At 72.0% G+C, this 22,184-nt stretch carries 20 protein-coding genes; 7 read left to right on the forward strand and 13 right to left on the reverse strand.

Annotation, left to right across the window (positions count from 1 at the left end):
- Position 1: 1 nt before the first annotated feature.
- Positions 2-931, reverse strand: a complete 930-nt coding sequence (locus EIY87_RS07755; protein WP_125306981.1) for an undecaprenyl-diphosphate phosphatase — start codon at positions 929-931, stop codon at positions 2-4.
- A 388-nt stretch (positions 932-1,319) separates the two neighbouring features.
- On the opposite strand from EIY87_RS07755, the gene pip reads away from it, so the two are divergent.
- The gene (gene pip / locus EIY87_RS07760; RefSeq protein WP_125306982.1) at positions 1,320-2,264 is read left to right on the forward strand and encodes a prolyl aminopeptidase; all 945 of its coding nucleotides are present in this window, start codon (positions 1,320-1,322) and stop codon (positions 2,262-2,264) included.
- Positions 2,265-2,291: 27 nt separating this feature from the next.
- Here the strand turns inward: pip and EIY87_RS07765 are convergent, their stop codons facing one another.
- From EIY87_RS07765 to EIY87_RS07785, 5 genes are read right to left on the reverse strand one after another with little or no spacing between them, the layout of a single operon-like run.
- Positions 2,292-3,080, reverse strand: a complete 789-nt coding sequence (locus EIY87_RS07765) for an ABC transporter permease (RefSeq protein WP_125306983.1) — start codon at positions 3,078-3,080, stop codon at positions 2,292-2,294.
- An 8-nt stretch (positions 3,081-3,088) separates the two neighbouring features.
- On the reverse strand, positions 3,089-3,928 hold the full coding sequence (locus EIY87_RS07770; RefSeq protein WP_191984005.1) for an ABC transporter permease: 840 nt from the start codon (positions 3,926-3,928) through the stop codon (positions 3,089-3,091).
- 1 nt (position 3,929) lies between these two features.
- Positions 3,930-5,132 carry an ABC transporter substrate-binding protein gene (locus EIY87_RS07775; protein WP_125306984.1) on the reverse strand — a complete coding sequence of 401 codons (1,203 nt, stop codon included), beginning with the start codon at positions 5,130-5,132 and terminating at the stop codon, positions 3,930-3,932.
- A gap of 17 nt (positions 5,133-5,149) precedes the next feature.
- Complete coding sequence (locus tag EIY87_RS07780; protein WP_191984006.1) at positions 5,150-6,214, reverse strand: ABC transporter ATP-binding protein; 1,065 nt, start codon at positions 6,212-6,214, stop codon at positions 5,150-5,152.
- A gap of 8 nt (positions 6,215-6,222) precedes the next feature.
- Positions 6,223-7,644, reverse strand: coding sequence for a gamma-aminobutyraldehyde dehydrogenase (locus EIY87_RS07785; protein ID WP_125306986.1), 1,422 nt, complete (start codon positions 7,642-7,644; stop codon positions 6,223-6,225).
- 111 nt (positions 7,645-7,755) lie between these two features.
- Here EIY87_RS07785 and EIY87_RS07790 point away from each other — a divergent pair, with 111 nt between their 5' ends.
- Together EIY87_RS07790 and EIY87_RS07795 are read left to right on the forward strand one after the other, a co-directional pair.
- Entirely contained in the window at positions 7,756-8,490 is a 735-nt protein-coding gene (locus EIY87_RS07790; RefSeq protein ID WP_125306987.1) for a FadR/GntR family transcriptional regulator, read from the forward strand.
- A gap of 33 nt (positions 8,491-8,523) precedes the next feature.
- Complete coding sequence (locus EIY87_RS07795; RefSeq protein ID WP_125306988.1) at positions 8,524-9,237, forward strand: cache domain-containing protein; 714 nt, start codon at positions 8,524-8,526, stop codon at positions 9,235-9,237.
- Positions 9,238-9,328: 91 nt separating this feature from the next.
- On the opposite strand, the gene EIY87_RS07800 is transcribed toward EIY87_RS07795, so the two are convergent.
- Positions 9,329-10,768 carry a PucR family transcriptional regulator gene (locus tag EIY87_RS07800; protein ID WP_125306989.1) on the reverse strand — a complete coding sequence of 480 codons (1,440 nt, stop codon included), beginning with the start codon at positions 10,766-10,768 and terminating at the stop codon, positions 9,329-9,331.
- Positions 10,769-10,870: 102 nt separating this feature from the next.
- Between EIY87_RS07800 and gabT the strand changes: the two genes are divergently transcribed.
- Both gabT and EIY87_RS07810 read left to right on the forward strand, forming a co-directional pair.
- Complete coding sequence (gabT, locus tag EIY87_RS07805; RefSeq protein WP_125306990.1) at positions 10,871-12,226, forward strand: 4-aminobutyrate--2-oxoglutarate transaminase; 1,356 nt, start codon at positions 10,871-10,873, stop codon at positions 12,224-12,226.
- Complete coding sequence (locus EIY87_RS07810) at positions 12,223-13,650, forward strand: aldehyde dehydrogenase family protein (RefSeq protein WP_125306991.1); 1,428 nt, start codon at positions 12,223-12,225, stop codon at positions 13,648-13,650. The genes gabT and EIY87_RS07810 overlap by 4 nt, the downstream gene beginning before the upstream one ends.
- 1 nt (position 13,651) lies before the next feature.
- Here the strand turns inward: EIY87_RS07810 and EIY87_RS07815 are convergent, their stop codons facing one another.
- Positions 13,652-14,359 carry an MBL fold metallo-hydrolase gene (locus tag EIY87_RS07815; RefSeq protein ID WP_125306992.1) on the reverse strand — a complete coding sequence of 236 codons (708 nt, stop codon included), beginning with the start codon at positions 14,357-14,359 and terminating at the stop codon, positions 13,652-13,654.
- A gap of 74 nt (positions 14,360-14,433) precedes the next feature.
- On the opposite strand from EIY87_RS07815, the gene EIY87_RS07820 reads away from it, so the two are divergent.
- A complete protein-coding gene (locus EIY87_RS07820) occupies positions 14,434-14,931 on the forward strand; it encodes a hypothetical protein (protein ID WP_125306993.1) in 498 nt (165 codons plus the stop codon).
- Here the strand turns inward: EIY87_RS07820 and EIY87_RS07825 are convergent.
- Both EIY87_RS07825 and EIY87_RS07830 read right to left on the reverse strand, forming a co-directional pair.
- Positions 14,928-15,695 carry a helical backbone metal receptor gene (locus EIY87_RS07825; protein ID WP_125306994.1) on the reverse strand — a complete coding sequence of 256 codons (768 nt, stop codon included), beginning with the start codon at positions 15,693-15,695 and terminating at the stop codon, positions 14,928-14,930. The genes EIY87_RS07820 and EIY87_RS07825 overlap by 4 nt on opposite strands.
- The gene (locus tag EIY87_RS07830) at positions 15,692-17,092 is read right to left on the reverse strand and encodes an RNB domain-containing ribonuclease (RefSeq protein WP_125306995.1); all 1,401 of its coding nucleotides are present in this window, start codon (positions 17,090-17,092) and stop codon (positions 15,692-15,694) included. Before EIY87_RS07830 ends, EIY87_RS07825 begins: the two co-directional genes overlap by 4 nt.
- Positions 17,093-17,223: 131 nt before the next feature.
- Here EIY87_RS07830 and EIY87_RS07835 point away from each other — a divergent pair, with 131 nt between their 5' ends.
- Entirely contained in the window at positions 17,224-18,168 is a 945-nt protein-coding gene (locus tag EIY87_RS07835; RefSeq protein WP_125306996.1) for an ATP-binding protein, read from the forward strand.
- Here EIY87_RS07835 and EIY87_RS07840 read toward each other — a convergent pair.
- The 3 genes from EIY87_RS07840 to EIY87_RS07850 all read right to left on the reverse strand — a co-directional run bounded on the left by EIY87_RS07840 (position 18,165) and on the right by EIY87_RS07850 (position 22,184).
- A complete protein-coding gene (locus EIY87_RS07840) occupies positions 18,165-18,350 on the reverse strand; it encodes a hypothetical protein (protein ID WP_125306997.1) in 186 nt (61 codons plus the stop codon). The two genes, EIY87_RS07835 and EIY87_RS07840, sit on opposite strands and share 4 nt — an antisense overlap.
- Positions 18,351-18,381: 31 nt before the next feature.
- Complete coding sequence (locus EIY87_RS48295; protein WP_225439812.1) at positions 18,382-18,588, reverse strand: hypothetical protein; 207 nt, start codon at positions 18,586-18,588, stop codon at positions 18,382-18,384.
- Positions 18,589-21,182: 2,594 nt separating this feature from the next.
- Positions 21,183-22,184 carry a C40 family peptidase gene (locus EIY87_RS07850; protein WP_125306998.1) on the reverse strand — a complete coding sequence of 334 codons (1,002 nt, stop codon included), beginning with the start codon at positions 22,182-22,184 and terminating at the stop codon, positions 21,183-21,185.

Raw genomic sequence — 22,184 nt, forward strand, 5'->3', positions numbered from 1 at the left:
GTCAGACCGCGAAGAAGACGAGGCTGCCGATTCCGGCGACCACGCAGTAAATGGCGAACGGGGTCAGAGTGCGCGTTTCGAAGTATCCAGTGAGGAACCGGACAGAAATGTACGAAGCGATCCCGGCGATGACGCTGCCGACCAGCGCCGGGCCGAGCGACGCGTGGTTTTCCGGGGCGAACAGCGTCGGCATCTTGAGCACGCCCGCGGCGAGGATCACCGGCGTGGCGAGCAGGAACGCGAACCGCGCCGCGTCCTCGTGCCCCAGGCCGCGGCGCAGGCCGGCGACCATCGTGATGCCCGAGCGGCTGATGCCGGGCAGCAGCGCGAGGATCTGCGCCGCGCCGATCAGCACCGCCTCACCCACGCGCAGCTTCGCCAGCCGGACGTCGGTGGCCTCTTCGACGGTGACCGCCCGCAGCACCAACGTGTCCTCGGCCGAGAAGTCCACTGTGTCCTCTTCGGCCGCCTTCTTGCTGGGTCGCGAGAACTTCTCGGCGGCGTAGAGCACACCGCCATTGAGCGCGAGGAAGATCGCCGCGGGCACCGGCTTGCCCAGGAAGTCGCGCAGCAACCCCTCGAACAGCAGGCCGGCCAGCCCGACCGGGATCGTGGCGAGCACGAGCAGCCACGCGAGCCGCTGGTCGGGGGTGCGGACCTCGCGGTGGCGGATCGACGTCCACAGGCCGCCGATGATCCGGACCCAGTCCTTGCGGAAGAACAGGACGAGCGCGAGCGCGGTGGCGACGTGCATCGCGACGAGCACCGCGAGGTACGGCGAGTCCTTCCCGATGCTCAGGTCCCGCTGCCACTGGCCGCCGAGCCAGGCCGGCAGCAGGATGCTGTGGCCGAGACTGGACACCGGAAACAATTCCGACACCCCTTGCAAGGCGCCGACGACAATCGCCTCGACATAGGTCACCGCGGACATTCCGTGCCTTTCCGAACCCTTTTCCAGCACCGCCGACACCGGAAAGTACCGCGCCATTCGTTAACGCCGGGCAAGGGGGACGGGGCCACTCAGCGTCCTCACAGCGGGCGTTCACATCCATGAACATCAGTCATGTTCTTGACTGGTGTTCGACTTGTGGCTTAGCGTTTAGCCCGTCGCCGCCACGACGCGAAGGAACGAACCTCGACGAGGAGGACGGGAAATGCGTGCGCGGTTCTCCCGCTCCCCCGGCGGCTGACGCCCCTCGATCCGGGAGCCCGCTCAGCCCGGCGGCGGGGGCGGGCTCCCACCTTCTCCGGCCGTCGTTCCGGTCCCTGGCGGCGGGGTGCCGGGACGACGGCCGGGTCCCGTGCGGCAAAGTGACGGCATGGACGAGCTCTACCCGCCGATTCCCCCGCGTGCCGAAGGGTTCCTGGACGTCGGCGACGGCCACCGGATCCGGTGCCAGGAGGCGGGCAACCCGGACGGCAAGCCGGTGGTGGTGCTGCACGGCGGGCCCGGCAGCGGGATCGCGCCGATGGCGCGACGGCACTTCGACCCCGCGGCGTACCGGATCGTCCTGTTCGACCAGCGCGGATCCGGGCAGTCGACGCCGGGCGCGGACGACCTGCGCGCCAACACCCTGTGGCACCTGGTCGCCGACATGGAACTCCTGCGCGAACGGCTCGGCATCGACCGCTGGCAGCTCTTCGGCGGCTCGTGGGGCGCGACGCTCGCCCTCGCCTACGCCGAGACGCACCCTTCGCGCGTCAGCGAAATCATCCTGCGCGGCGTGTTCACCGTCCGGCCGAGCGAGCTGGACTGGATCTACCGCGGCGGCGCGGCCAACCTCTTCCCGCGCGAGTGGGAAGCCTTCCTGGCGCCGATCCCGGTTTCCCTGCGGCACGACCCGCTGGCGGCGTACGCCGAGCTGCTCGAAGACCCGTCGGAGGAGGTCCGGCACCGGGCCGCGGTCGCGTGGAGCACCTGGGAGGGCGCGACGGTTTCGGTGGTCCCGCAGGAGTCCTTCGTCCGCCAGTACGCCGAACCGGCGTTCGCGCTGACCTTCGCCCGCCTCGCGGTCCACTACTTCCGCCACGGCGCGTGGCTCGCCGACGGCCAGCTGGTCCGCGACGCGGGCAAGCTCGCCGGCATCCCCGGCGTCATCGTGCAGGGCCGCTACGATGCGGTGTGCCCGCCGATCACGGCGTACGAGCTGCACCGCAACTGGCCGGGGTCGGAGCTGAAGCTCATCGAGGGCGCCGGGCACGCGGTGACCGACCCGGGCATGCTGGCGGCCCTGCGTGCCGCGACGGACTCGTTCCGGCCGTAGCTTTCACGTGAAAGCTACGCCTCTCGGTCAGAGGCGGCCGCCGGAAGCCGTGTCGCCCGAGAGGCGCTGGGCCAGGTAGACCGGGACCGTCGAAGCCACGATCAGCACCGCCGCGACGACGTTGACGATCGGGGCCTGGTTGGGGCGGAACAGGTTGTTGTAGATCCAGATCGGCAGCGTCTCCATGCCCGTGCCCAGGGTGAACGTCGTCACGATGATCTCGTCGAACGACAGCGCGAACGCCAGCAGCCCGCCGGCCAGCAGCGCCGAGCGCAGCATCGGGAACGTCACTAGCCGGAACGTCGTGAGGCCGGTCGCGCCGAGGTCCATCGACGCTTCCTCGAGGTTCCCGCCCATCCGGCGCAGCCGCGCGACGACGTTGTTGAACACCACCACGATGCAGAACGTGGCGTGCGCGACGATCGCCGTCAGCAGGCCGAGGTCGACGCCCAGGATCGTCCGGAACGCGTTGTTCAGCGCGATGCCCGTGACGATCCCCGGCAGCGCGATCGGCAGGATGATCAGCAGCGACACCGGGTTGCGACCGAAGAACCGGTAGCGCTGCAACGCGAACGCGGCCATCGTGCCGAGCACCAGCGCGATCGCCGTCGCGGCCAGGCCGGCCTCGACGCTCGTCCACAGCGCGTGCAGCGCGCCGTCGTTCGAAGCGGCGCGGCTCCACCACTCCAGCGTGAACCGGGTCGGCGGGAAGCCGAACGTCGTGTCCGCGTTGAAGGAGTTGAGCAGCACCACCACCAGCGGGAAGTAGATCACCGCGAGACCGAGCCCCAGCGCCGTCCACAACAGCGTTCGCATGAGCGTTCCTAGAGGTTGTCCAGTGCGCCGGTGCGGCGCACGGCGGCCAGGTACCCGAGCATGATCACGACCGGCACGGTCGCCACCGTCGCCGCGAACGGGAGGTTGTTGGCGGCGCCGATGTTGTCGTAGACGACGTTGCCGAGCATCTGCGACGTGCCGCCGACGATCTTCACCGCGATGTAGTCGCCCAGCGACAGCGAGAACGTGAAGATCGAGCCGGCCACGATCGCCGGGAACGTCAGCGGCAGGATCACCGAGCGGAACGTCCTCAGCGACTTAGCGCCCAGGTCGCCCGAAGCGTCCACAAGAGAATCCGGCAGCCGGTCGAGGCCCGCGTAGATCGGCAGGATCATGTACGGCAGCCAGAGGTAGGACAGCGTGATGATCGTGGCCGTGACGCCGTACCCCGGCGAAAGCCAGCTCAGCGCGCCGTTGCCCGACAGCATCGAGCGCCACGCGTACGCCTTCACCAGATAGCTGGCCCACAGCGGCGTCATCACCGCGATCACCAGGATCCGCTGCGCCCGCGGCGAAGCGAGCTTGGCCATCGCGTACGCCATCGGGAACGCGATGACGGCGTCGATCACCGTGACCAGCGCGGCGATCCCGACCGTGCGGAAGGTGATCGTGCGGTAGACCGCGTCGGTGAACAACGTCTTGAAGTTGTCCAGCGACCACTCGATGACGACCTGGCCGGTGAACGCGTCGGTGTGCCAGAACGCCGTGACGAACAGCGCGGCGAGCGCGCCCAGGTACGCCAGGCCCAGCCAGAGCAGCGGGGCCGAGAGCAGGAAGCCCAAGCGCAGCCTGGGCTTCCTGTAGAAGAAAGCCGACAAGGCGGTCATGTCAGCCCTTGATCTCGGTCCAGGCCTTGGTCCACTCGCCGTAGTCCTTGCACTTGACGTCCGTGCGGCCGTCGAGGCACTGCTGGATCGGCGTGGTCCAGTACGCGATCTTCGAGGCGTACCCGGCGTCGTTGGCGTGGTAGGTGTCGCAGAGCGTCTTGTCGGTCATCTCCGCGCACGCCTTGGGGTTCGCCGGCGCCTCGCCGAAGTACTCGGCGACCTGGGCGTTGACCTTGGGGCTGACGATGTAGTCGAGCCACTTGTACGCGCACGTCTTGTGCGGCGACTTCGCCGCGACCATCCAGGTGTCCGACCACCCGGTCGCGCCCTCGCTCGGCACGGCGGCCTCCAGCGGCGCGCCTTCGCCCTTGGTCAGGTTGACCGTGACCTGCCAGGCGGTCCCGACGACGGCGTCGCCGTTCTTCAGCGCCTGCGACTCCTTGAGGTAGTCCGACCAGTACTCACTCACCAGCGGCCGCTGCTGCTTCAGCAGGTTGACCGCGGCGGTGAACTGCTTGTCGTCCAGGGAGTACGGGTTCTTGATACCGAGGTCCGGCTGGTGCGCCATCAGGTACAGGGCCGCGTCGGCGATGTAGATCGGCGAGTCGTAGGCGATCACCTTGCCCTTGTACGGCGAGTTCGCGTCGAACATCACCGACCACGACGCCGGCGCCGGCCTCACCTTGTCGGTGCGCCAGGTCAGCAGGTTCGCGCCCCAGCCGTGCGGGATGCCGTAGGAGACGCCGCCGACGCTGTTCCACGACTTGTCCTTGAGGAACGGCTGGACGTCGGCGTAGTTCGGCACCAGCGCGGTGTTCACCGGCTCGGCGTCCCCGGAGGCGACCAGCCGCAGCGACGCGTCACCCGAGGCGGACACGACGTCGTACTGCCCGGTCTTCATCAGCGTCACGGCTTCGTCGGACGTGCCGAACGGCTTGACGTTCACCTTGCAGCCGGTCTGCTGCTCGAACGGCGTCACCCAGTTGACCTTCGGGTCGTTCGAGCCGTTCTCCGCGTACCCCGGCCAGGCCAGCACGTTCAGCTGGCCCTCCGGCTGCCCGAGCGCCTTGAGCGCTTCGAGCTTCGGCGGGGTGAACCCCTGCGCGCCGGGCGGCGCGGACGAGTTCGAGCCCGACGTGCCACATGCAGCCAACAGCAGGCTGGCGCCGAGGATCCCGGCAAGCCGCGTCTTCCTGTTCTTCATGGCAACCCTTCTGAGTACTACTGGACCTGGAAGCTGTGTTCGTCGCGCCAGCTCAGCCGGACGCGCCCGTCGGCGAACGCCGTGTCGTCGGTGTTCTGCCGGACGACCGAGAGCTGTCCCCCTGCGTCGAGCGCGACGGCGTACCGCACGGTCGCCCCGGCGTACACGACGTCGGTGACCGTGCCGGTCGCGCTGGTGTCCCCCACCGCGGCGGGCTCGGACAGCTCGCCGTCGATGCGGATCTTCTCCGGCCGGATGCTGAACAGGCCCGGCCTGCCGATCACGGACTCGGCACCGCGCCCGCCGAGCAGGTTCGACGTCCCGACGAAGCCGGCCACGAACGCGCTGGCCGGACGCTCGTAAACCTCCTCGGGCGGCCCGACCTGCTCGATCTTGCCGTCGTTGAACACCGCGATGCGGTCGCTCATGGTGAGGGCTTCGTCCTGGTCGTGGGTGACGAAGACGAACGTGATGCCGACGTCGCGCTGGATCTGCTTGAGCTCGAGCTGCATCGTCTGCCGCAGCTTGAGGTCCAGCGCGCCGAGCGGTTCGTCGAGCAGCAGCACCTTGGGCCGGTTGACCAGCGCGCGGGCGAGCGCGACGCGCTGGCGTTGCCCGCCGGACAGCTGCGCGGGCTTGCGCGCGCCGTAGTCCGCCAGCCGCACGGTCTTCAGCGCTTCGAGCGCGCGCTCCCGGCGTTGCTGCTTCGGGACGCGCTTGACCTTCAGGCCGTACTCGACGTTCTGCTGCACGGTCATGTGCGGGAACAGCGCGTAGTCCTGGAACACCGTGTTGACGTCGCGCTCGAACGGCGCCAGGCGGCTCACGTCCCGGCCGTCCAGCTCGATCGTGCCCGCGGTGGGCAGCTCGAAGCCGGCGATCATGCGCAGCACCGTCGTCTTGCCGGAGCCGGACGGGCCGAGCATGGAGAAGAACTCGCCGGGCGGGATGTCGAGGTCGACGCCGTCGACCGCGTGGACGTCGCCGAAGTGCTTGCGCAGCCCGGAAAGCCGGATCGCCGGGCGCGTGCTTTCCGGCGCCGCGGGCTCTTCCCGCGTCTCGGACGGTGCTTGGTTGGGCATCGCGAGCCTCACAGTGCGCTCATCACGTGCTTGACGCGGGTGTAGTCCTCGAGGCCGTAGAGCGATAGGTCCTTGCCGTAGCCGGACTTCTTGAACCCGCCGTGCGGCATCTCGGCGACCAGGGGGATGTGCGTGTTGATCCAGACGCAGCCGAAGTCGAGCTTCGCCGAGACGCGCATGGCGCGCTGGTGGTCGCGGGTCCAGACCGAGGAAGCCAGGCCGTACTGGACGGCGTTGGCGGCCTTCAGCGCTTCGGCTTCGCCGGTGAAGCGCTGGACGGTGATGACCGGGCCGAAGATCTCGTTCTGGCTGATCTCGTCGTCCTGCCGGAGCCCGGAGACGACCGTGGCTTCGAAGAAGTAGCCCTCGTCGCCGACGCGGTGCCCGCCGCAGTGGACGGTCGCGTGGTCCGGGAGCCGCTCGATGAACCCGGACACCTTCTCCAGCTGCGCCGCGTTGTTGAGCGGGCCGAAGGCGACGTCTTCGTCGTCGGGCTTGCCGGTCTTCGCCGCCTCGGCCTGGCGGGTGAGGGCGGCGACGAACGTGTCGTGGACGTCGTCGGCGACCAGGACGCGGGTGGCGGCGGTGCAGTCCTGGCCCGCGTTGAAGTAGCCCGCGACGGCGATGGCTTCGGCGGCGGCTTCGAGGTCGGCGTCGCCGAAGACGATGACCGGCGCCTTGCCGCCGAGTTCGAGGTGCACGCGCTTGACGTCGTTGGCGGCGGACTTCGCGACTTCGATGCCGGCGCGGACCGAGCCGGTGATCGACACCATCGCCGGGATGTCGTGCTCGACCAGCGCGCGCCCGGTGTCGCGGTCGCCGCAGAGCACGTTGAACACGCCCGGCGGCAGGAACTCGCCGGCGATCTCGGCGAGCAGCAGCGTCGACGCCGGCGTGGTGTCGGACGGCTTGAGCACGATCGTGTTGCCGGCGGCGAGCGCGGGCGCGATCTTCCAGATGGCCATCAGCAGCGGGTAGTTCCACGGCGTGACCTGCGCGCAGACCCCGACGGGCTCGCGGCGGACGAACGACGTGTGGCCTTCCATGTATTCGCCGGCCGAACGGCCTTCGAGCACGCGCGCGGCTCCGGCGAAGAAGCGGACCTGGTCGAGGACCATGGGGATTTCTTCGGCCAGGGTCAGCGCGATCGGCTTGCCGGTGTTCGCGGACTCGACGCGGACGATCTCCTCGGCGCGGGCTTCGAGCGCGTCGGCGATCTTGAGCAGCGCGAGCTGGCGCTGGGCCGGGGTCGTCTCGCGCCAGGTTTCGAACGCGGTCGCGGCGACCTGCAGCGCGTGGTCGACGTCCTCGGGTCCGGCGATCGGCGCGGTGCAGTAGGGCCGCCCGGTGACCGGGTCGGCGATCTCGGCCGTCCGGCCCGACTTGGACTCGACGTACGCGCCACCGATGTAGTGCTTCAGCTCCTGCACGGTGTCTCCTCGGTGCTGGCGGGAGCTAAAACATATGAGTTCATATGTAATAGGACAAGGGGATCAGGCAAGATTGGTGCGAACGGGTAATCGCCGACGCGAAGGGTCACGATGCGCAAGGGCATGTCGCACAGCGCGCGGTCCGCCATGTTCGCGCCGCTCGGCCAGGTCGGGCGGGCGGAAGCGGTGGCGGCGCGGCTGGTCGACGCCATCACGCTGGGCTTCCTGGCCGACCAGGAGCAGTTACCGAGCGAAGCCGACCTGGCCGCGCAGTTCGGCGTCTCGACCGTGACGGTCCGGGAAGCGCTCGTGGCGCTGCGGCAGCAAGGGCTCGTCGAGACGCGCCGGGGCCGCAGCGGCGGCAGCTTCGTCCGCGCGCCGGCCGACCCGCCGTCGGACGCCTGGCGCGCGCGGCTGCGCGAGGTGTCGCTGTCGGAGCTGCGCGACGTCGGCGACCACTACCTCGCGATCGCCGGCGCCGCCGCGAAGCTGGCCGCCGAACGCAGCTCCCCCGAAGACATCGCCCGGCTGCGGCTGGCGACCGACGACCTCCGCACGGCACACGGCATCGACTTCACGCGGGCGGAGCGGCAGTTCCACCTGGAGGTCGCGGCGGCCGCGCAGTCCCCGCGGCTGACGCACGAAGAAGTCCACCTGCAGAGCGAACTGGGCGGCCTGCTGTGGCTGCCGTTCGAGCCTGGGGCACACTCCTGCGAAGAGCACGCGGCGATCACCGCGGCGATCGACGCGGCCGACGGCGAACTGGCCCGCAAGCTCACCGAGGAACACCTCCTCGGCGCCCTCGACCGGCTCGCGGACGTGCATCTAGGCCTGCTCGCCCCGTAAACTCCCCCTACTCCGCGTATCGAGGTGAGCACCGTGAACGACACCCGCACGCTGGCCGGCGACGAGGTCGTCGAGCAGGTCTCGGCGTTGGTGGAGGGGGTCTTCGAACGCCTGAAGCCCCTGCTGGCGGCGGCCGAATCGGTCCTGGCGGAGTCCCCGTCGGCGGCGGCCCTGCACCGGATCCGCCCGCAGGTCACCGAAGCACTGGGCGGCCTGATCGTCGGCGCGGGCTTCGTCAGCGCCCCGCGCGTGCTCACCGATTCCGAGTTCGGCTTCGAGTGGTGGACCGGATCCGCGTCGGACGCGCCGTCCCAGCTGTTCATCAGCCTCGACCCGGGGAGCGAGAACTTCCTCGACTACACGCGCCAGTCGTGGTTCACGGTCCCGCGCGACACCGGGCGGCGGCACATCAACGGCCCGTACGTGGATTACCTGTGCACCGACGAGTACACGCTGACGTTCACGATCCCGGTGCTGCTTTCCGGCTCCTTCGCGGGCGTGGTGGGAGCGGACGTGTACGTGCGCGAGTTCGAGCGTGCGGTGCGGCCGCGGCTGCGGGCGCTGGGCCGCGGGGCGGCGTTGCTGAACGCGCAGGGGCGGGTGATCGTGTCGAACAGCGTGCGGCAGCCGACGGGCTCGCTGGTGCGGGAGGCCGACGTCCCGGCGTGGTGGTCGGCGGGCGCGGAACCCGGCCCGGCGCTGCGGCGTTGCGGTGACTCGCCGATCGTGCTGGTGACGGGCACCTAGCGCCCCAAGGTGGCCTTGGTTGCGTCTGACGCACCCAAGGTGGCCTTCGGTGCGTCTGACGCACCGAAGGCCACCTTGGGGCGCTTGGGGCTCAAGCCTGCAGCGCGACCCACAGTTCCGCGCGCACGCCCGGGGAATCCAGGTCGCGGCCGAGCAGGTCCTCCGCCTTCTTGATCCGGTTCCGCAGCGTGTGGCGGTGGACGCCGAGCCGTGCCGCCGCGGTGTCCCAGTGGCCGTGGTGTTCCAGCCAGCAGCGCAACGACTCCACGAGGTCGCCGCGACCGGTCGCGTCGTGCTCCCGCAACGAGGCCAGCACTCCGCGCGCAAACGCTTGCGCCACCGCGGGTTCGATCAGCGACAGCAGGCCGCGGCCGGTGTGCTCCGCCGCCGACACCAGGAGCTTGCCCTCCGCCGCCGCCACCCCGGCCGCCAGCTCCGCCTGCTCCAGGCCGGCCGCGAAGTCGGCTGGGGACACCGGGCCGGCCAGGCCGCCGTGCAGGCCGCCGATCCGCCGGGCCGCCTCCGTCACGGTGTCGGCCGGGCCGAACGCGACCACCGACGAACCCCGGCGGGCCGCGAAGACCGGCTCGTTCTCCAGCGCGCCGAGCAGCTTGCGCCGCGCGGCGGGCGCGCCCGTGAACGCCAGCACCGGCCACGGCGCGGGCGGCGTCTCGGCCCCGGACTCGGTCAGCACCCGCAGCGCCAGGTCGGCCTGGCCGCCGGCGAGCAGCTCCAGCACCCCCGTGCGCAACGCCTGGCGCGCCGCGGCCTGCGCGCGATCCTGTTCCAGCGCCAGGGAAAGCACCGACACCGCGGCGGTGACGATGTGGTGCCCCGCCGTGTCGAGCGACGCCCCGACGGCGAGCACCCGGCGCGTGCTCGTGTCGAGCGTCTGCAGCACGACTTCCTGCTCGTCGAGGACGACAACCCGCGTGCCCGTGCGAAGGCGCTCCAGTTCCTCGCGCAGCGAAGCGCCGTACGCCCGCGCGCTCGCCGGAGCGGCTTCGACGACCGTGGTGCGTTCGAAGAGCAGCACCCAGCCGTCGACGAGCTTCGCCAGCTTGCGCAGCACCCCCGGCGGCCCGCCCTTGCCGACCGCCGTGCGCGTCAGCTCCTGCTGGGCACGCCCGATCCGGACCGTCGCCGCGTACTCGTCGGCCGCCACCGCCCGCGAGACCGCGCGCGTGATGGCGATGAACGGCGTCTCGCGCGGCACCTCCAGCACCGGGAGCCCCACCGACGCCGCCGTCGCCACCAGCGAGCGCGGGACGCCGGCGTGGCTCAGCCCGACGCCGAAGCCGAGCCCGGCGACCCCGGCAGCCACCAGGCGGTGCACGTAGGCCGGTGACGTCTCCTCGTCCAGGGCCAGCCCGGTGGTCAGCAGCAGCTCGCCGCCTTCGAGGAACGCCTGCGGGTCCGTCAGCTCCGTCGGGTGCACCCACCCGATCGGGCGATCCAGGACGTCGTCGCCGGTCAGCACCCGCAGACCCAGCGGGCGGTCGGCGGCCAATCCGGCCAACGTGAGTGCCATAACGGCCAATTCTACGCCCACAAATCGACAAGTCGGCCACCTGACGACCGTCCGGTAACCACTCATCCTGAGGACGTCCCCCGACTTCCCCAGGAGCACGCCGTGACCGCAAGCACCACCGCCGAGCCGCAGGCACCGTCCCCGCGGCAGCGCAGGCTGCGCACCGAGATCCCCGGCCCCGTCTCGCGCGAGCTGCAGGAGCGCCGCGCGAACGCCGTCGCCGCCGGGGTCAGCTCGGTGCTGCCCGTCTACGTCACCGAGGCCAGCGGCGGCCTGCTCACCGACGCCGACGGCAACGTCCTGATCGACTTCGGCTCCGGCATCGCGGTGACCAACGTCGGGCACTCGGCGCCCGCGGTCGTCGACCGCGTCCGCAAGCAGGCGTGCTGGTTCACCCACACCTGTTTCATGGTCACGCCGTACGAGGGCTACGTCGAGGTCTGCGAAGCGCTGGCCGAGCTGACGCCGGGCGACCACGCGAAGAAGTCCGTGCTGTTCAACTCCGGCGCCGAAGCCGTCGAGAACGCCGTGAAGATCGCGCGCACGGCGACCGGGCGCCAGGCCGTCGTCGTGTTCGACCACGCCTACCACGGCCGCACCAACCTGACGATGGGCATGACCGCGAAGTCCGTGCCCTACAAGCACGGCTTCGGCCCGTTCGCGCCCGAGGTCTACCGCGTGCCGGGCTCGTACCCGTACCGCGACGGCCTTTCCGGTCCGGAGGCGGCCGCGCTGGCCATCGACCGGATCGAGAAGCAGATCGGCGGCGACCAGGTCGCCGCGGTCGTCCTCGAGCCGATCCAGGGCGAAGGCGGCTTCATCGAGCCCGCCCGCGGCTTCCTCCCCGCGATTTCCGCGTGGTGCCGCGAAAACGGCGTCGTGTTCGTCGCCGACGAGGTCCAGACCGGCTTCTGCCGCACCGGATCCTGGTTCGCGTCCACCGACGAGGACGTCGTCCCCGACCTCATCGCGACGGCCAAGGGCATCGCGGGCGGCCTGCCGCTGTCCGCCGTCACCGGCCGCGCCGAACTCCTGGATGTGGTGGCGCCTGGCGGATTGGGGGGCACGTACGGCGGTAACCCCATCGCCTGCGCCGCCGCGCTCGGCTCGATCGAGACGATGAAGGCGGAAAACCTCGCGGAGTCGGCGAAGCGCATCGAGGGCGTCGTCCTGCCGCGGCTGCGCGCGCTGGCCACCGAGACGGGCGTGATCGGCGACGTCCGCGGACGCGGCGCCATGCTGGCCGCGGAGTTCGTGAAGCCCGGTTCTTCGGAACCGGACGCCGACCTCACCAAGCGCGTCGCGGCGGCCTGCCACCGCGCCGGTGTCGTGGTGCTGACCTGCGGCACCTACGGCAACGTCGTCCGGCTGCTGCCGCCGCTGTCCCTGTCCAACGACCTGCTCGACGAGGGCCTCTCGGTCCTCGAACACGCTGTCCGCACGGAGGCTCTCGCATGACTTACCCCTTCTGGGTCGCCGGAAAGCCGGTGACCGGCGGCGCGACCGCCCCCATCCAGCACTCCTACGACGGGTCCTCCGCCGGGTCGCACTTCGTCCCGTCGCCGTCGGACGTCGAAGCCGCGGTGCAGGCCGCGCACGACGTCGCCGACGAGTTCGCGACGCTGCCCGCGCACGTCCGCGCCGGCGCGCTGGACCACGTGTCCCGCGCGCTGGGCAAGCGGGCCGAGGAGATCGCCGCGGTGATCACGGCCGAGTCCGGCAAGCCGCTGAAGTGGGCGCGCGGCGAGGTCGGCCGCGCGGTCTCGACGTTCCGCTGGGCGGCCGAGGAAGCCCGCCGGTTCTCCGGCGAGCTGCAGCGCCTCGACACCGACCCCGGCGGCACCGGACGGCTCGCCCTGGTCCGGCGCGTGCCGCGCGGGCCGGTGCTGGGCATCACGCCGTTCAACTTCCCGCTCAACCTGGTGGCGCACAAGGTCGCCCCGGCGATCGCGGTGGGCGCGCCGGTCGTGCTCAAGCCCGCGCCCGCGACGCCGCTGACGGCGTTGCTGCTGGGCGAGATCCTGGCGGAGACGGACCTCCCGGCGGGGTCGTGGTCGATCCTTCCGGTGGACAACGAGACGTCGTCGCGGCTGGTCGAGGACCCGCGGCTGCCGGTGGTGTCGTTCACCGGCTCGGTCCCGGTCGGCTGGGCCATCCGCGACCGCGTCCCGCGCAAGCACGTGGCACTGGAGCTGGGCGGCAACGGCGCGGTCCTCGTCTGTCCCGATTGGACGGACCTCGACTTCGCGGCGCAGCGGATCGCCACCTTCGCGATGTACCAGGCCGGCCAGTCGTGCATCTCCGTGCAGCGGGTCTACGCGCACGCCTCGGTCTTCGACGCGCTGGCCGAGAAGGTGCTGGAACAGGTCAAGGCGCTGCGCACCGGGGACCCGCGGGCCGACGGCGTCGACGTCGGCCCGCTGATCAACGAAGCCGCGGCTTCGCGGGTCGAGTCGTGGGTCTCGTCCGCCGTGGCCGCGGGCGGCCGCCTGCTCACCGGCGGCGGGCGCTCGGGTGCCACCGTGGAGCCGACGGTGCTGGCGGACGTCCCCGAGGACGCGTCGGTGATGGCCGAGGAGGTGTTCGGGCCGGTGGTTTCGCTGGTCCGGGTGACTTCGGTCGCCGAGGGCGTTTCCCGCATCAACGCCTCGCGCTTCGGCTTGCAGGCGGGCGTGTTCACGCGCGACCTGCCGACGGCGTTCGAGGTGTCGGCCGCGTTGAAGGTCGGCGGCGTGCTGGTCGGCGACGTGCCGAGCTTCCGCGCGGACCAGATGCCCTACGGCGGGGTGAAGGACTCCGGCGTCGGCCGCGAGGGCCCGGCGGCGGCGATGGCGGACTTCACCGAGGAGCGGGTGACCGTCCTGACCGGACTGACGCTCTGAGCTACCGGCGCTTCCCCCAGCGTTCGTCGTCCGGTTCCTCGCCCCGCCGCAACGCTTCGAGGTAGGCGCGATCGGTGGCGAACCGGGCGGCGATCTCCGGTCCCTTGGCCACGGCACCGTGGCCCGGGATCAGGACGTCGACGTGCTCGGCGGCCTCGGCGAGCCGGTCGAGCGAGGCTTCGTAGGCCTCCTCCTGCCCGGTGCGGCGGGGGTCGAGGAGCGGGATCAGGACGTCGGAGAGCATGTCGCCGGCGAGCAGGACGCCGCGGTCCGCGAGCAGGACCGCGGCGTGCCCGACGGCGTGCGCGTCGTGCTCGACGACCTCGCCGGGCACGGGCCCGCCGTCGGCAGGCAGCGGGGTGAGGAGCCCGATCAGTTCCAGCGGCACGCCCGTCGCGGTCTCGGCCGCCATCGCTTGCGCCCGCTCGCGGACCTCCCCGGCCATCCGGGCGCAGGCGGCGGTGGCGTAGCGCGGCACGTCGCCGAAGCGGGGGTGCCAGAGCAGGTGGTCCCAGTGCGGGTGCGTGCAGAACCCGGCGACGACGGGAGCGCCGAGCCGGTCGAGGTCGTCGGCGAGCTCGTCCAGTTCGGCGCCTCCGATGCCGGGGTCGACGACGATCAGGCCGTCGCCGGTGCGGATCACGGTGGTGTTGCTCCAGACCCATCCGCTCTGCCGCACCCAGACACCGTCGGCCACCTCGTTCAGCATCGGCCCACCGTGTCAGGCGATCGCGCCCGGCGCAATCTCTTGCTCCCCGGGCCGGGATCGGCTACCAAGCAGCGGTGAGACCGCTGATCCTGCTCGACGTCGACGGCCCGCTGAGCCCGTGGGCCGCGGCGCGCCACGCGAAACCCGCCGGCTACGTCGAGCACCGGCTGCGGATCTCGCGCTGGAGCCGCAAGCGGCTGCGGATCTGGCTCAACCCGGAGCACGGCCCGGCGCTGCTCGCGCTGGCCGGCGCCGCGAACGCCGAGCTGGCGTGGGCGACCAGCTGGGAGCACCGGGCGAACCGCCAGGTGGGCCCGGCGATCGGGCTGCCGCCGCTGCCGGTGGTCGAGTTCGCCGGGCCGCAGCCGTCGTGGAAGTTCGGGCCGGTGGCGCGGTTCGCCGCGGGCCGGCCGCTGGCCTGGTTCGACGACGACTTCGACCTGTTCCCCGACGCGCGGCAGGCGTTCCTCGACCGGCGCGCCGGCCTGCCCACCGAGCTGATCCCGGTCGACGCGCACACCGGCCTGACCGGCGAGCACTTCGGCCGCCTCGAAGCCTGGCTGCGGGCTTAGCTCTCCAGGGCGGCCGTCAGCGCCGCGTGCGCCTCCACCAGCGACGGGCCGTACCACGTCAAGTACCGCCCCGAGACCAGCACGTACCGCGCGTCCGGGAAGTGGTCCGGGCCGTCCTCGGCGGTGAACAGGTACGGCTCGTCCGGCAGCACCAGCAGGTCCGCGTCCGCCCTCAGGTGCGCCCGCAGCTCCTCGACGTTCGGCCGCGGGTAGCGCTCCTCGGACCCCGCGTAGACGTTCGCCACGCCGACGCGGCGCAGGACGTCGCCGCCGAAGGTGTCGCGGCCCAGGACGATCCACGGTTTGCGCCAGACCGGGACCACCGCGTGGAAGCGCACCGGCCGGGTCTCGCGCCACAGCTCCTCCGCCGCCACCAGCCAATCCGGCTCGTCCAGCTCGAAGGCCTGGGTGAGGATCCGGCGCAGCGAGCCCAGCGCGGCCGGCACGGACGCCGACGCGGCCATCACCCAGACCGGGATCCCGTTGGCGCGCAGGCGTTCCACGTCCTCCGGGCGGTTCTCCTCCGAGTTGGCCAGTACCAGGTCCGGCGCGAGGTCGAGGACCTGGTCGAGCTTGGGGTACTTCGACCCGCCCACCCTCGGGACGTCCAAAGTGGACGGGTGCGTGCAGTAGTCGGTGGCGCCGGCCAGCCGTCCGGGCGCGCTCACCTCGACCGCTTCGGTCAGCGACGGGACGAGCGACACCACGCGCGAAGCCGGGCCTTCCAGCGGCACCGGCTCCCCGAGGTCGTCGACGATGGTCATGCGCGTTCGAACGACACCTTCCGCTGCTCGACGTCCACCGCGGTCAGCCGCACGGCGATCCGCTCCCCCGCGGTCAGCTTCTCCCCCGCGCACTTCGCCATCACCGTCGGGTCTTCGACGAGGATCTCCGCCTTGTTCTCGTCCGCGCGCAGCACCACCGCGCTGAACTCGCGGCCGACGTGCTCGGCCAGCACCCACGCCTCGACCTGGTCGATGCACGCCCGCTCGACCTTCGCGGCCAGGGTGTCCGACGCGCTCATCCGCTCCGGCACGTCCGCCAGCGCCTCCCGCACCCACGCCGGCACCTCGCGGCCCGCCGAGACGGCGAGGCAGATCTCCGTGGCGAACCGGTCGACCAGCCGCCGGATCGGCGCCGTCACGTGCGCGTACGCGCCGCCGATGCCCGCGTGCGTGGTCAGCGCCGGCAGTTCGCCGTCGAACGCCGTGTAGCCCGCGCCGCGCAGGAGCCGCGTCGTGTCGGCGTAGAGCGCCATCGAGGCCGGCTGCCCGGGATCCAGCGCGGACAGGAACTCCGAGACGGTCGCTTCCGGCGCCCACGCGATGCCCAGCGCGTCGGCCGACCGGCGCAGCCAGTCCACGGCCTCGGGTTCCGGGTCGGGCAGCGTGCGCAGGACGCCGACCCGCGCGTCGATCATGATCCGCGCCGCCGCCATTCCGGTGAGCAGCGAGATTTCGGCGTTCCAGGCGTCGACGACCGTCCGCGGCCGGCGCGCGAGCACCCAGCCGCCGTCCGGGTCGCCGCTGATCTCCTGCTCCGGCAGCTGCAGCTCGACCGCGCCGCGGCGCACGGCCAACTCGCGCCGCCGCCGTCCCAGCTCGGGAAGCGCCGCCACCGACGGGTGCGGGTTCCCGGCGTCGAGCGCGGCCTGCACCGTCTCGTAGTCGAACTGCTCGGTGGACCGGACCAGCGCGCGGCGCACCCGCGTGGACGTCGGCTCGCCGGCTTCGTCGGTCTCGATGGTCCAGAGCACCGCGGGCCGGACCTCGCCGGGCAGCAGGCTCGCGGCACCTTCCGACAGCACCGGCGGGTGCAGCGGGACGTTCCCGTCGGGCAGGTAGAGCGTCTGCCCGCGCAGGCGGGATTCGCGGTCGAGGGCGCCGCCGGGCGGGACGAACGCGGCGAGGTCGGCGATCGCGTAGTGCACGCGGAAGCCGTGCGCGGTCTTCTCGACGACCATCGCCTGGTCCAGGTCCTTGGACCCGGGCGGGTCGATGGTGACGAACGGCAGGCCGGTCGCGTCCTCGCGGGGTTCGGCGAGCGGGTCGAGCACCGCCGCCTCCGCTTCGGCCAGCACGTCGGGCCCGAACGACTCCGGCAGCGAAAACTCGGCGCGCAGGGGTCCGAAGTCCCCGCCCGCCGAGTGTGTCCTGATCACCAGGGGAGGCACCCTCCAACCCTAACCCCGGAAGGGGCCGATGATCGCCCGATCGGGCGCGGGCCGGTCGGGTGTACGTTGGGTCCGGCAATAATGAAAACCGTCTTCGTTTCCAGAAAGGTGCCCGACAAGTGAAGATCGCGTTCGTCGGCAAGGGCGGCAGCGGCAAGACCACGCTCTCGTCGCTGTTCGTCGCGTACCTCGCCGACGCCTGCCTGCCGGTGCTGGCGATCGACGCCGACATCAACCAGCACCTGGCCGTGGCGCTCGGCGCGACCGAGGAAGAAGCGCTGGCCTGGCCGACGCTCGGCGACAACATGGCCCTCATCAAGGACTACCTGCGCGGCGACAACCCGCGCATCCCGGACGCGGCGTCGATGATCAAGACGACGCCGCCGGGCCGCGGCTCCCGCCTGGTCCGGCCGTTCGAGGACAACCCGGTCTTTTCGACGTGCTTCCGCCGGCTGGGCGGCGTGCGGCTGGGTGTGACGGGTCAGTTCGACGAGGACGACCTGGGCGTCAAGTGCTACCACTCGAAGGTGGGAGCCGCGGAGCTGCTGCTCAACCACCTGGTGGACGTGGACGGCGAGTACGTGGTGATGGACATGACGGCGGGCGCGGACGCGTTCGCTTCGGGCCTGTTCACGCGGTTCGACGTGACGTTCCTGGTGTGCGAACCGACGGTGCGCAGCGTCGGCGTGTACCGCCAGTACGCGGACTACGCGCGCGACTTCGGCGTCCGCCTCGTGGTGGTGGGCAACAAGGTGACGGACGCGGAGGACGTCGAGTTCCTGCAGGACCAGGTCGGCGACGCCCTGCTGGGCTGGCTGTCGGCCTCCCGCCACGTCCGCGCGGCGGAGCGCGGCACGGCCCGCCCGATCACGGAGCTGGAACCGCGCAACCTCTCGACCCTGCGGTCGATGCTCACGACGGTGGACGCGGAGCAGCGCGACTGGGCGCGCTACCAGCGCCAGGCCGTGGAGTTCCACCTGCGCAACGCCCACGCCTGGGCAGGCGCGGACCTGGCCGCGCAGGTGGACCCCGACTTCGTCCTGGGCCCGCGGCTACCGGTCTAGTCGTCGTCGGCGGCGTCGGCCTGCCGGGTCCGTTCCCTCGCGATGTCGAGCGCCCGCCGGGCGGTGGCCTCGTCCGGGTAGGGCCCGAGCAGGTCGACGCTGCGGCTGCGTTCGAGGTGCTCGACCTGGTTGGTGCGGGTGTTGTAGTACCACCCCTGGTCCGGGTTCGGGTCTTTGGACATGTCCCCAGCCTGGCAGGTGGCGGGCCGGCTGTCAGCGCTTGTACTTGTAGGGGATCTCGGTCGGCTGGCCGGTGGGGCCGAAGTCCTGGGGTTCTTCCTGCTGTTCGGGGTGCTCGTCGAACCACCCGCGCGGGGTGCCGCGGGGTGGGGTTTCGGGCTCCTGGCGGGTGGGTTGGGGTAGCGGGGTGTCCTTGCCGGGGAAGACCGGGCGCGCGCCGGCGGGCGGGGCGGGAGGCATGGTGCCCGGCCCGGGGAAGACGGGGCGCGCGGGGGCGGCGTGCCGGGTGGGGAACGGCTGAGGGGTGGACTCCGGACCCGGGAAGACGGGCTTGGGGCGAGTGGGGCTCGGCGCTTGAGGCGGGGTGGGTGGCGGCGGCGGGCTCTGGGGGGTGACGTGCGCCGGTGTGGATCCGGGCAGCGGCGCGTGGGGAGTGGCTTGCGGCGGAGTCGATGGCGGGAGCGGCCCTTGCGGGGTGACTTGCGCGGGGGCCGGCCCCTGCGGGGTCACTTGCGCGGGAGCCGACCCTGGGGACGGCACTTGCGGGGCGGCTTGCGCCGGAGCCGGTTCCGGGGGCGGGCCTTGCGGGGTCACTTGCGCCGCAGCCGATCCCGGCGGCGGCACTTGCGGGGTCACCTGCGCCGCAGCCGATCCCGAAGGCGGCACCTGCGGGGCGACTTGCGCCGCAGCCGATCCCGAAGGCGGCACCTGCGGGGTCACCTGCGCCGCAGCCGATCCCGAAGGCGGGCCTTGCGGGGTCACCTGCGCCGCAGCCGATCCCGAAGGCGGCCCTTGCGGGGCGACTTGAGCCGGAGCCGATCCGGGGAACGGCTCCGGCGGGGCGGCCGGGGTGGGGTCGGCTGGGCCTTGTGCGGCCGCGGGGCTGAGCCACTCGCCCGGCGACGAAACCGGGGTGTGCGTCGGCCCGTGGAAGGTGGGGTGCGTGGTTGCCGACGGGGCAGCCGGGCTTGAGTCGGCCGGTCCTTGCGCGGCCGCAGGACTTTCGCTCTGCGACGAAACCGGAGCGGGCAGCGGCCCCTGCGAAGTGGCGTGCGTGGTTGCCGACGGGGCAGCCGGGCTCGAGTCAGCCGGTTCTTGCGAGGCAGGGCCCACCGACGGAGCCGCGGCGGGTGCTGCCTGGCCGGGCGCCTGCGTCGGAGCCGGACTGGTCGTTCCCGGCAACGGGTCGCGGTTCAGCGGGACGCTCCCGGCAACTGGCTCCCGGGCAGCAGCCGACCCCTCTTCGGGGCCAGGTTGTTCCTGCGGAGCGGCCGGCCCCTGGTCAGGAGCGGACGCTGCGACCGCACCATCCGGTTCGCTCGGCGGCGAGCGGATCACTTCAGGCTCGCTCCCGGGTGACTCCGAACCGGCAGCCGAGGTCGGGTCGGCCTCCTGCGGCTGCTCCGACGGCTCGGGCGCGGAGGTCGGCGAGGTGACGGGCTGCGCCGCCACCTGCGACGAGGGTTCCGGCGCGACCGGGAGCCCCGGCTGTGCGTGCGGCACCTCCGGCTGCGGCTGCGCGACACCGTCCGGCATGGTCGGCGGCCCGGCCTGGAAGTCGGGCGGGATCGGGTGGACCGGCTTGGCCTCCGCAGCCGCGGAAGTAGCCGGCCGGGGCTCGGCTGCGTGCGCGGGCTCCTCAGGACGGACAGCCCCCTCGGCCGCCTCCGCTCGACCCGACGGCGCAGCTACTTCAGGACGCGCGACAGCCTGCGGCGCCTCCGCCGGAGCCGACGGCGCGGCAACCTCGGGACCAACGGCAGCCTCCGTCCGAACCGGCGAGGCAGCTACGTCAGGACGCGCGACAGCCTGCGGCGCCTCCGCCGGAGCCGACGGCGCAGCGACCTCAGGGCCAACGGCAGCCTCTGCACGAACGTGCCCAGCCTCCGAGTCCGGCTGAACCGGCCGCGTCTCCACGGCAGGCGAAGCGGCAAGCGGCGCCTCCGCGGGAAGTGAGGCGGCAGGCCGCACCTCCGCAGCAGACGAAGCGGCAGGCGGCGCCGCAGCAGCCGAAGGTGCCGCATGCCGAGCCGAAGACTGCTCCGCCGTGCCCGAGCCCAAGCCCGCCCCCGAACCGGAAACCGACCCCGAGCCCCCCTCCTCCGGCCGTCCCCAAGGCACCTGCTGCTCCGGCGTCCCCGGCACCGAAGGCGCCGGAGGCGGATGGGGCACCGTCCGCCAAACCGGCGCCGGACCGATGTTCATCGGCGCCGGCGCCTGCCCCGGCGCCGGACGCGCCCCCGGCGGTGGCGGGGCAGGACGCGCCGCCGGCTTGGGAATCGGGTCCAGGGAAGACACCAGCACCGTCGTGTTCAGCGGGTCCTCGACCTTCCGGCCGCTCCGCTCGCGGTACACCATCTCCCCGTCGGCGTCCATCTCCACCAGGTAGCCCGCCTCCGCGAGCTGCTCCTCGTCGAGGTCCGCCAGCTTCTCGTACCGCGAGGGCACGACCCGGTAGATCGGCCAGGTCAGCCGCGCGTGCTCCGCGTGGAACTGGGCCAGCAGCGCCGCCATCTGGTGCTGCCACGGCAGGGACATGCCCTCCGCCAGCGACCTGGGCAGCACGACGTAGCCCGCGTCCACGCCCGGGTAGCCCTGGCTCAGCTGGTCGGCGAGGGGCGTGCTGGACGCGGGACGCGCCGACTGCCGGGGTGGCTGGGGCGCGCCGAACAGCGACGCCGGGTCCCGGGGCTCGCCGCCGCCGGACTTGCCTCGCTTGCCGAATTTACGTCCCACGTGCTCATCCTCTGCCAGTACGCGGCCGCCTGCTCGTGGAAAGCGCCGCGACGTCGGGTGAATCGGCCGATTCGTGTCAAGGCCCTCTGCGACCCATGCTAAACGCCGGGGCGGACCGCCTGCGGAACCACTTCCGCCTCGTCGAACTCGAACGGCCTCGTGTGCACCGGCACGCCGGTCTGCTGGGCTTCCACGACCTTGCCGTCGCCCAGGTACATCATCACGTGGTGGATGCTGTTCGGGTCCGACGGATCCGTGGCCAGGAAGATCAGGTCACCGGGCTGCGCCTCGCGGACCGGCAGCAACGCGCCGGCGTGGTACTGGTCGCGGGACACGCGCGGCAGGATGATCCCGGCCGACTCGTACGCGCGGAGCATCAGCCCCGAACAGTCGTACGAGTTCGGGCCCGTGGCGCCCCACACGTACGGCTTACCCTGCTCGCCCAGCGCGAAACTGATCGCCTTCGCCGCCGCCTGGCTCGGCGGCAGCAGCTGACCGAGGCCGGTGCCGCAGGCGACGACGTCGACGACCTGGCCGACGTTCTCCACCAGCGTCGCCGCCATCGGTTCCCACTTGTGGTAGCGGTCCGGGAAGCCCGACCGCTCGACCGCCTGCGCCGCGTCGCCCGGGCGCTTGTTTTCCCAGTCCGGCACCGCGAGCAGGACGTCGTAGAACTTGTTGACCGCGTAGTTCGGGTCGGTGATCTGCGCGACCGAGCCCCAGCCCATCGACGGGCGCATCTGGAAGATGCCCTGGGAGTCGCGGTCGCCGTAGGTGAGGTTGTGCAGCCCGGACTCGGTCATCCCGGCCTGGATCGCGACCTGCCACGCGCGCGGCGCCAGCGACCGCTGCTTGCCGACCGAGATGATCACCGCGACGATGCCGCGCTGCTCGTCGTCGAGCTTCGACGCGTCGACCGTGCCGCGCTCGCCCTGGCCGGGCTGGGTCGGCCCGACCGAGGCGTCGCAGCTCATCAGCGACATGCCCCCCGCCTGGGCCTGCTGGTTGTCGATGACGACCTTCGCGGCGACCGCGGTCACGACCAGGGCGCCGATCGCGACGAACACGATCAGCCCCAGCCACAACCCCAGGCGCCGCAC

Origin of the sequence: Amycolatopsis eburnea, from assembly GCF_003937945.1 — a bacterium.
Lineage (GTDB): Bacteria > Actinomycetota > Actinomycetes > Mycobacteriales > Pseudonocardiaceae > Amycolatopsis > Amycolatopsis eburnea.

Excerpts from the sequence above, each read along its gene's own strand:
- EIY87_RS07815 (WP_125306992.1), bottom strand. The coding sequence starts at position 14,359 with ATGCTGAACGAGGTGGCCGACGGTGTCTGGGTGCGGCAGAGCGGATGG.
- pip (WP_125306982.1), top strand. The coding sequence starts at position 1,320 with ATGGACGAGCTCTACCCGCCGATTCCCCCGCGTGCCGAAGGGTTCCTG.
- EIY87_RS48295 (WP_225439812.1), bottom strand. The coding sequence starts at position 18,588 with ATGCCTCCCGCCCCGCCCGCCGGCGCGCGCCCGGTCTTCCCCGGCAAG.
- EIY87_RS07770 (WP_191984005.1), bottom strand. The coding sequence starts at position 3,928 with ATGACCGCCTTGTCGGCTTTCTTCTACAGGAAGCCCAGGCTGCGCTTG.
- EIY87_RS07810 (WP_125306991.1), top strand. The coding sequence starts at position 12,223 with ATGACTTACCCCTTCTGGGTCGCCGGAAAGCCGGTGACCGGCGGCGCG.
- EIY87_RS07800 (WP_125306989.1), bottom strand. The coding sequence starts at position 10,768 with ATGGCACTCACGTTGGCCGGATTGGCCGCCGACCGCCCGCTGGGTCTG.
- EIY87_RS07780 (WP_191984006.1), bottom strand. The coding sequence starts at position 6,214 with ATGCCCAACCAAGCACCGTCCGAGACGCGGGAAGAGCCCGCGGCGCCG.
- EIY87_RS07775 (WP_125306984.1), bottom strand. The coding sequence starts at position 5,132 with ATGAAGAACAGGAAGACGCGGCTTGCCGGGATCCTCGGCGCCAGCCTG.
- EIY87_RS07765 (WP_125306983.1), bottom strand. The coding sequence starts at position 3,080 with ATGCGAACGCTGTTGTGGACGGCGCTGGGGCTCGGTCTCGCGGTGATC.
- EIY87_RS07825 (WP_125306994.1), bottom strand. The coding sequence starts at position 15,695 with ATGACCATCGTCGACGACCTCGGGGAGCCGGTGCCGCTGGAAGGCCCG.
- EIY87_RS07755 (WP_125306981.1), bottom strand. The coding sequence starts at position 931 with ATGTCCGCGGTGACCTATGTCGAGGCGATTGTCGTCGGCGCCTTGCAA.
- EIY87_RS07840 (WP_125306997.1), bottom strand. The coding sequence starts at position 18,350 with ATGTCCAAAGACCCGAACCCGGACCAGGGGTGGTACTACAACACCCGC.
- EIY87_RS07790 (WP_125306987.1), top strand. The coding sequence starts at position 7,756 with ATGCGCAAGGGCATGTCGCACAGCGCGCGGTCCGCCATGTTCGCGCCG.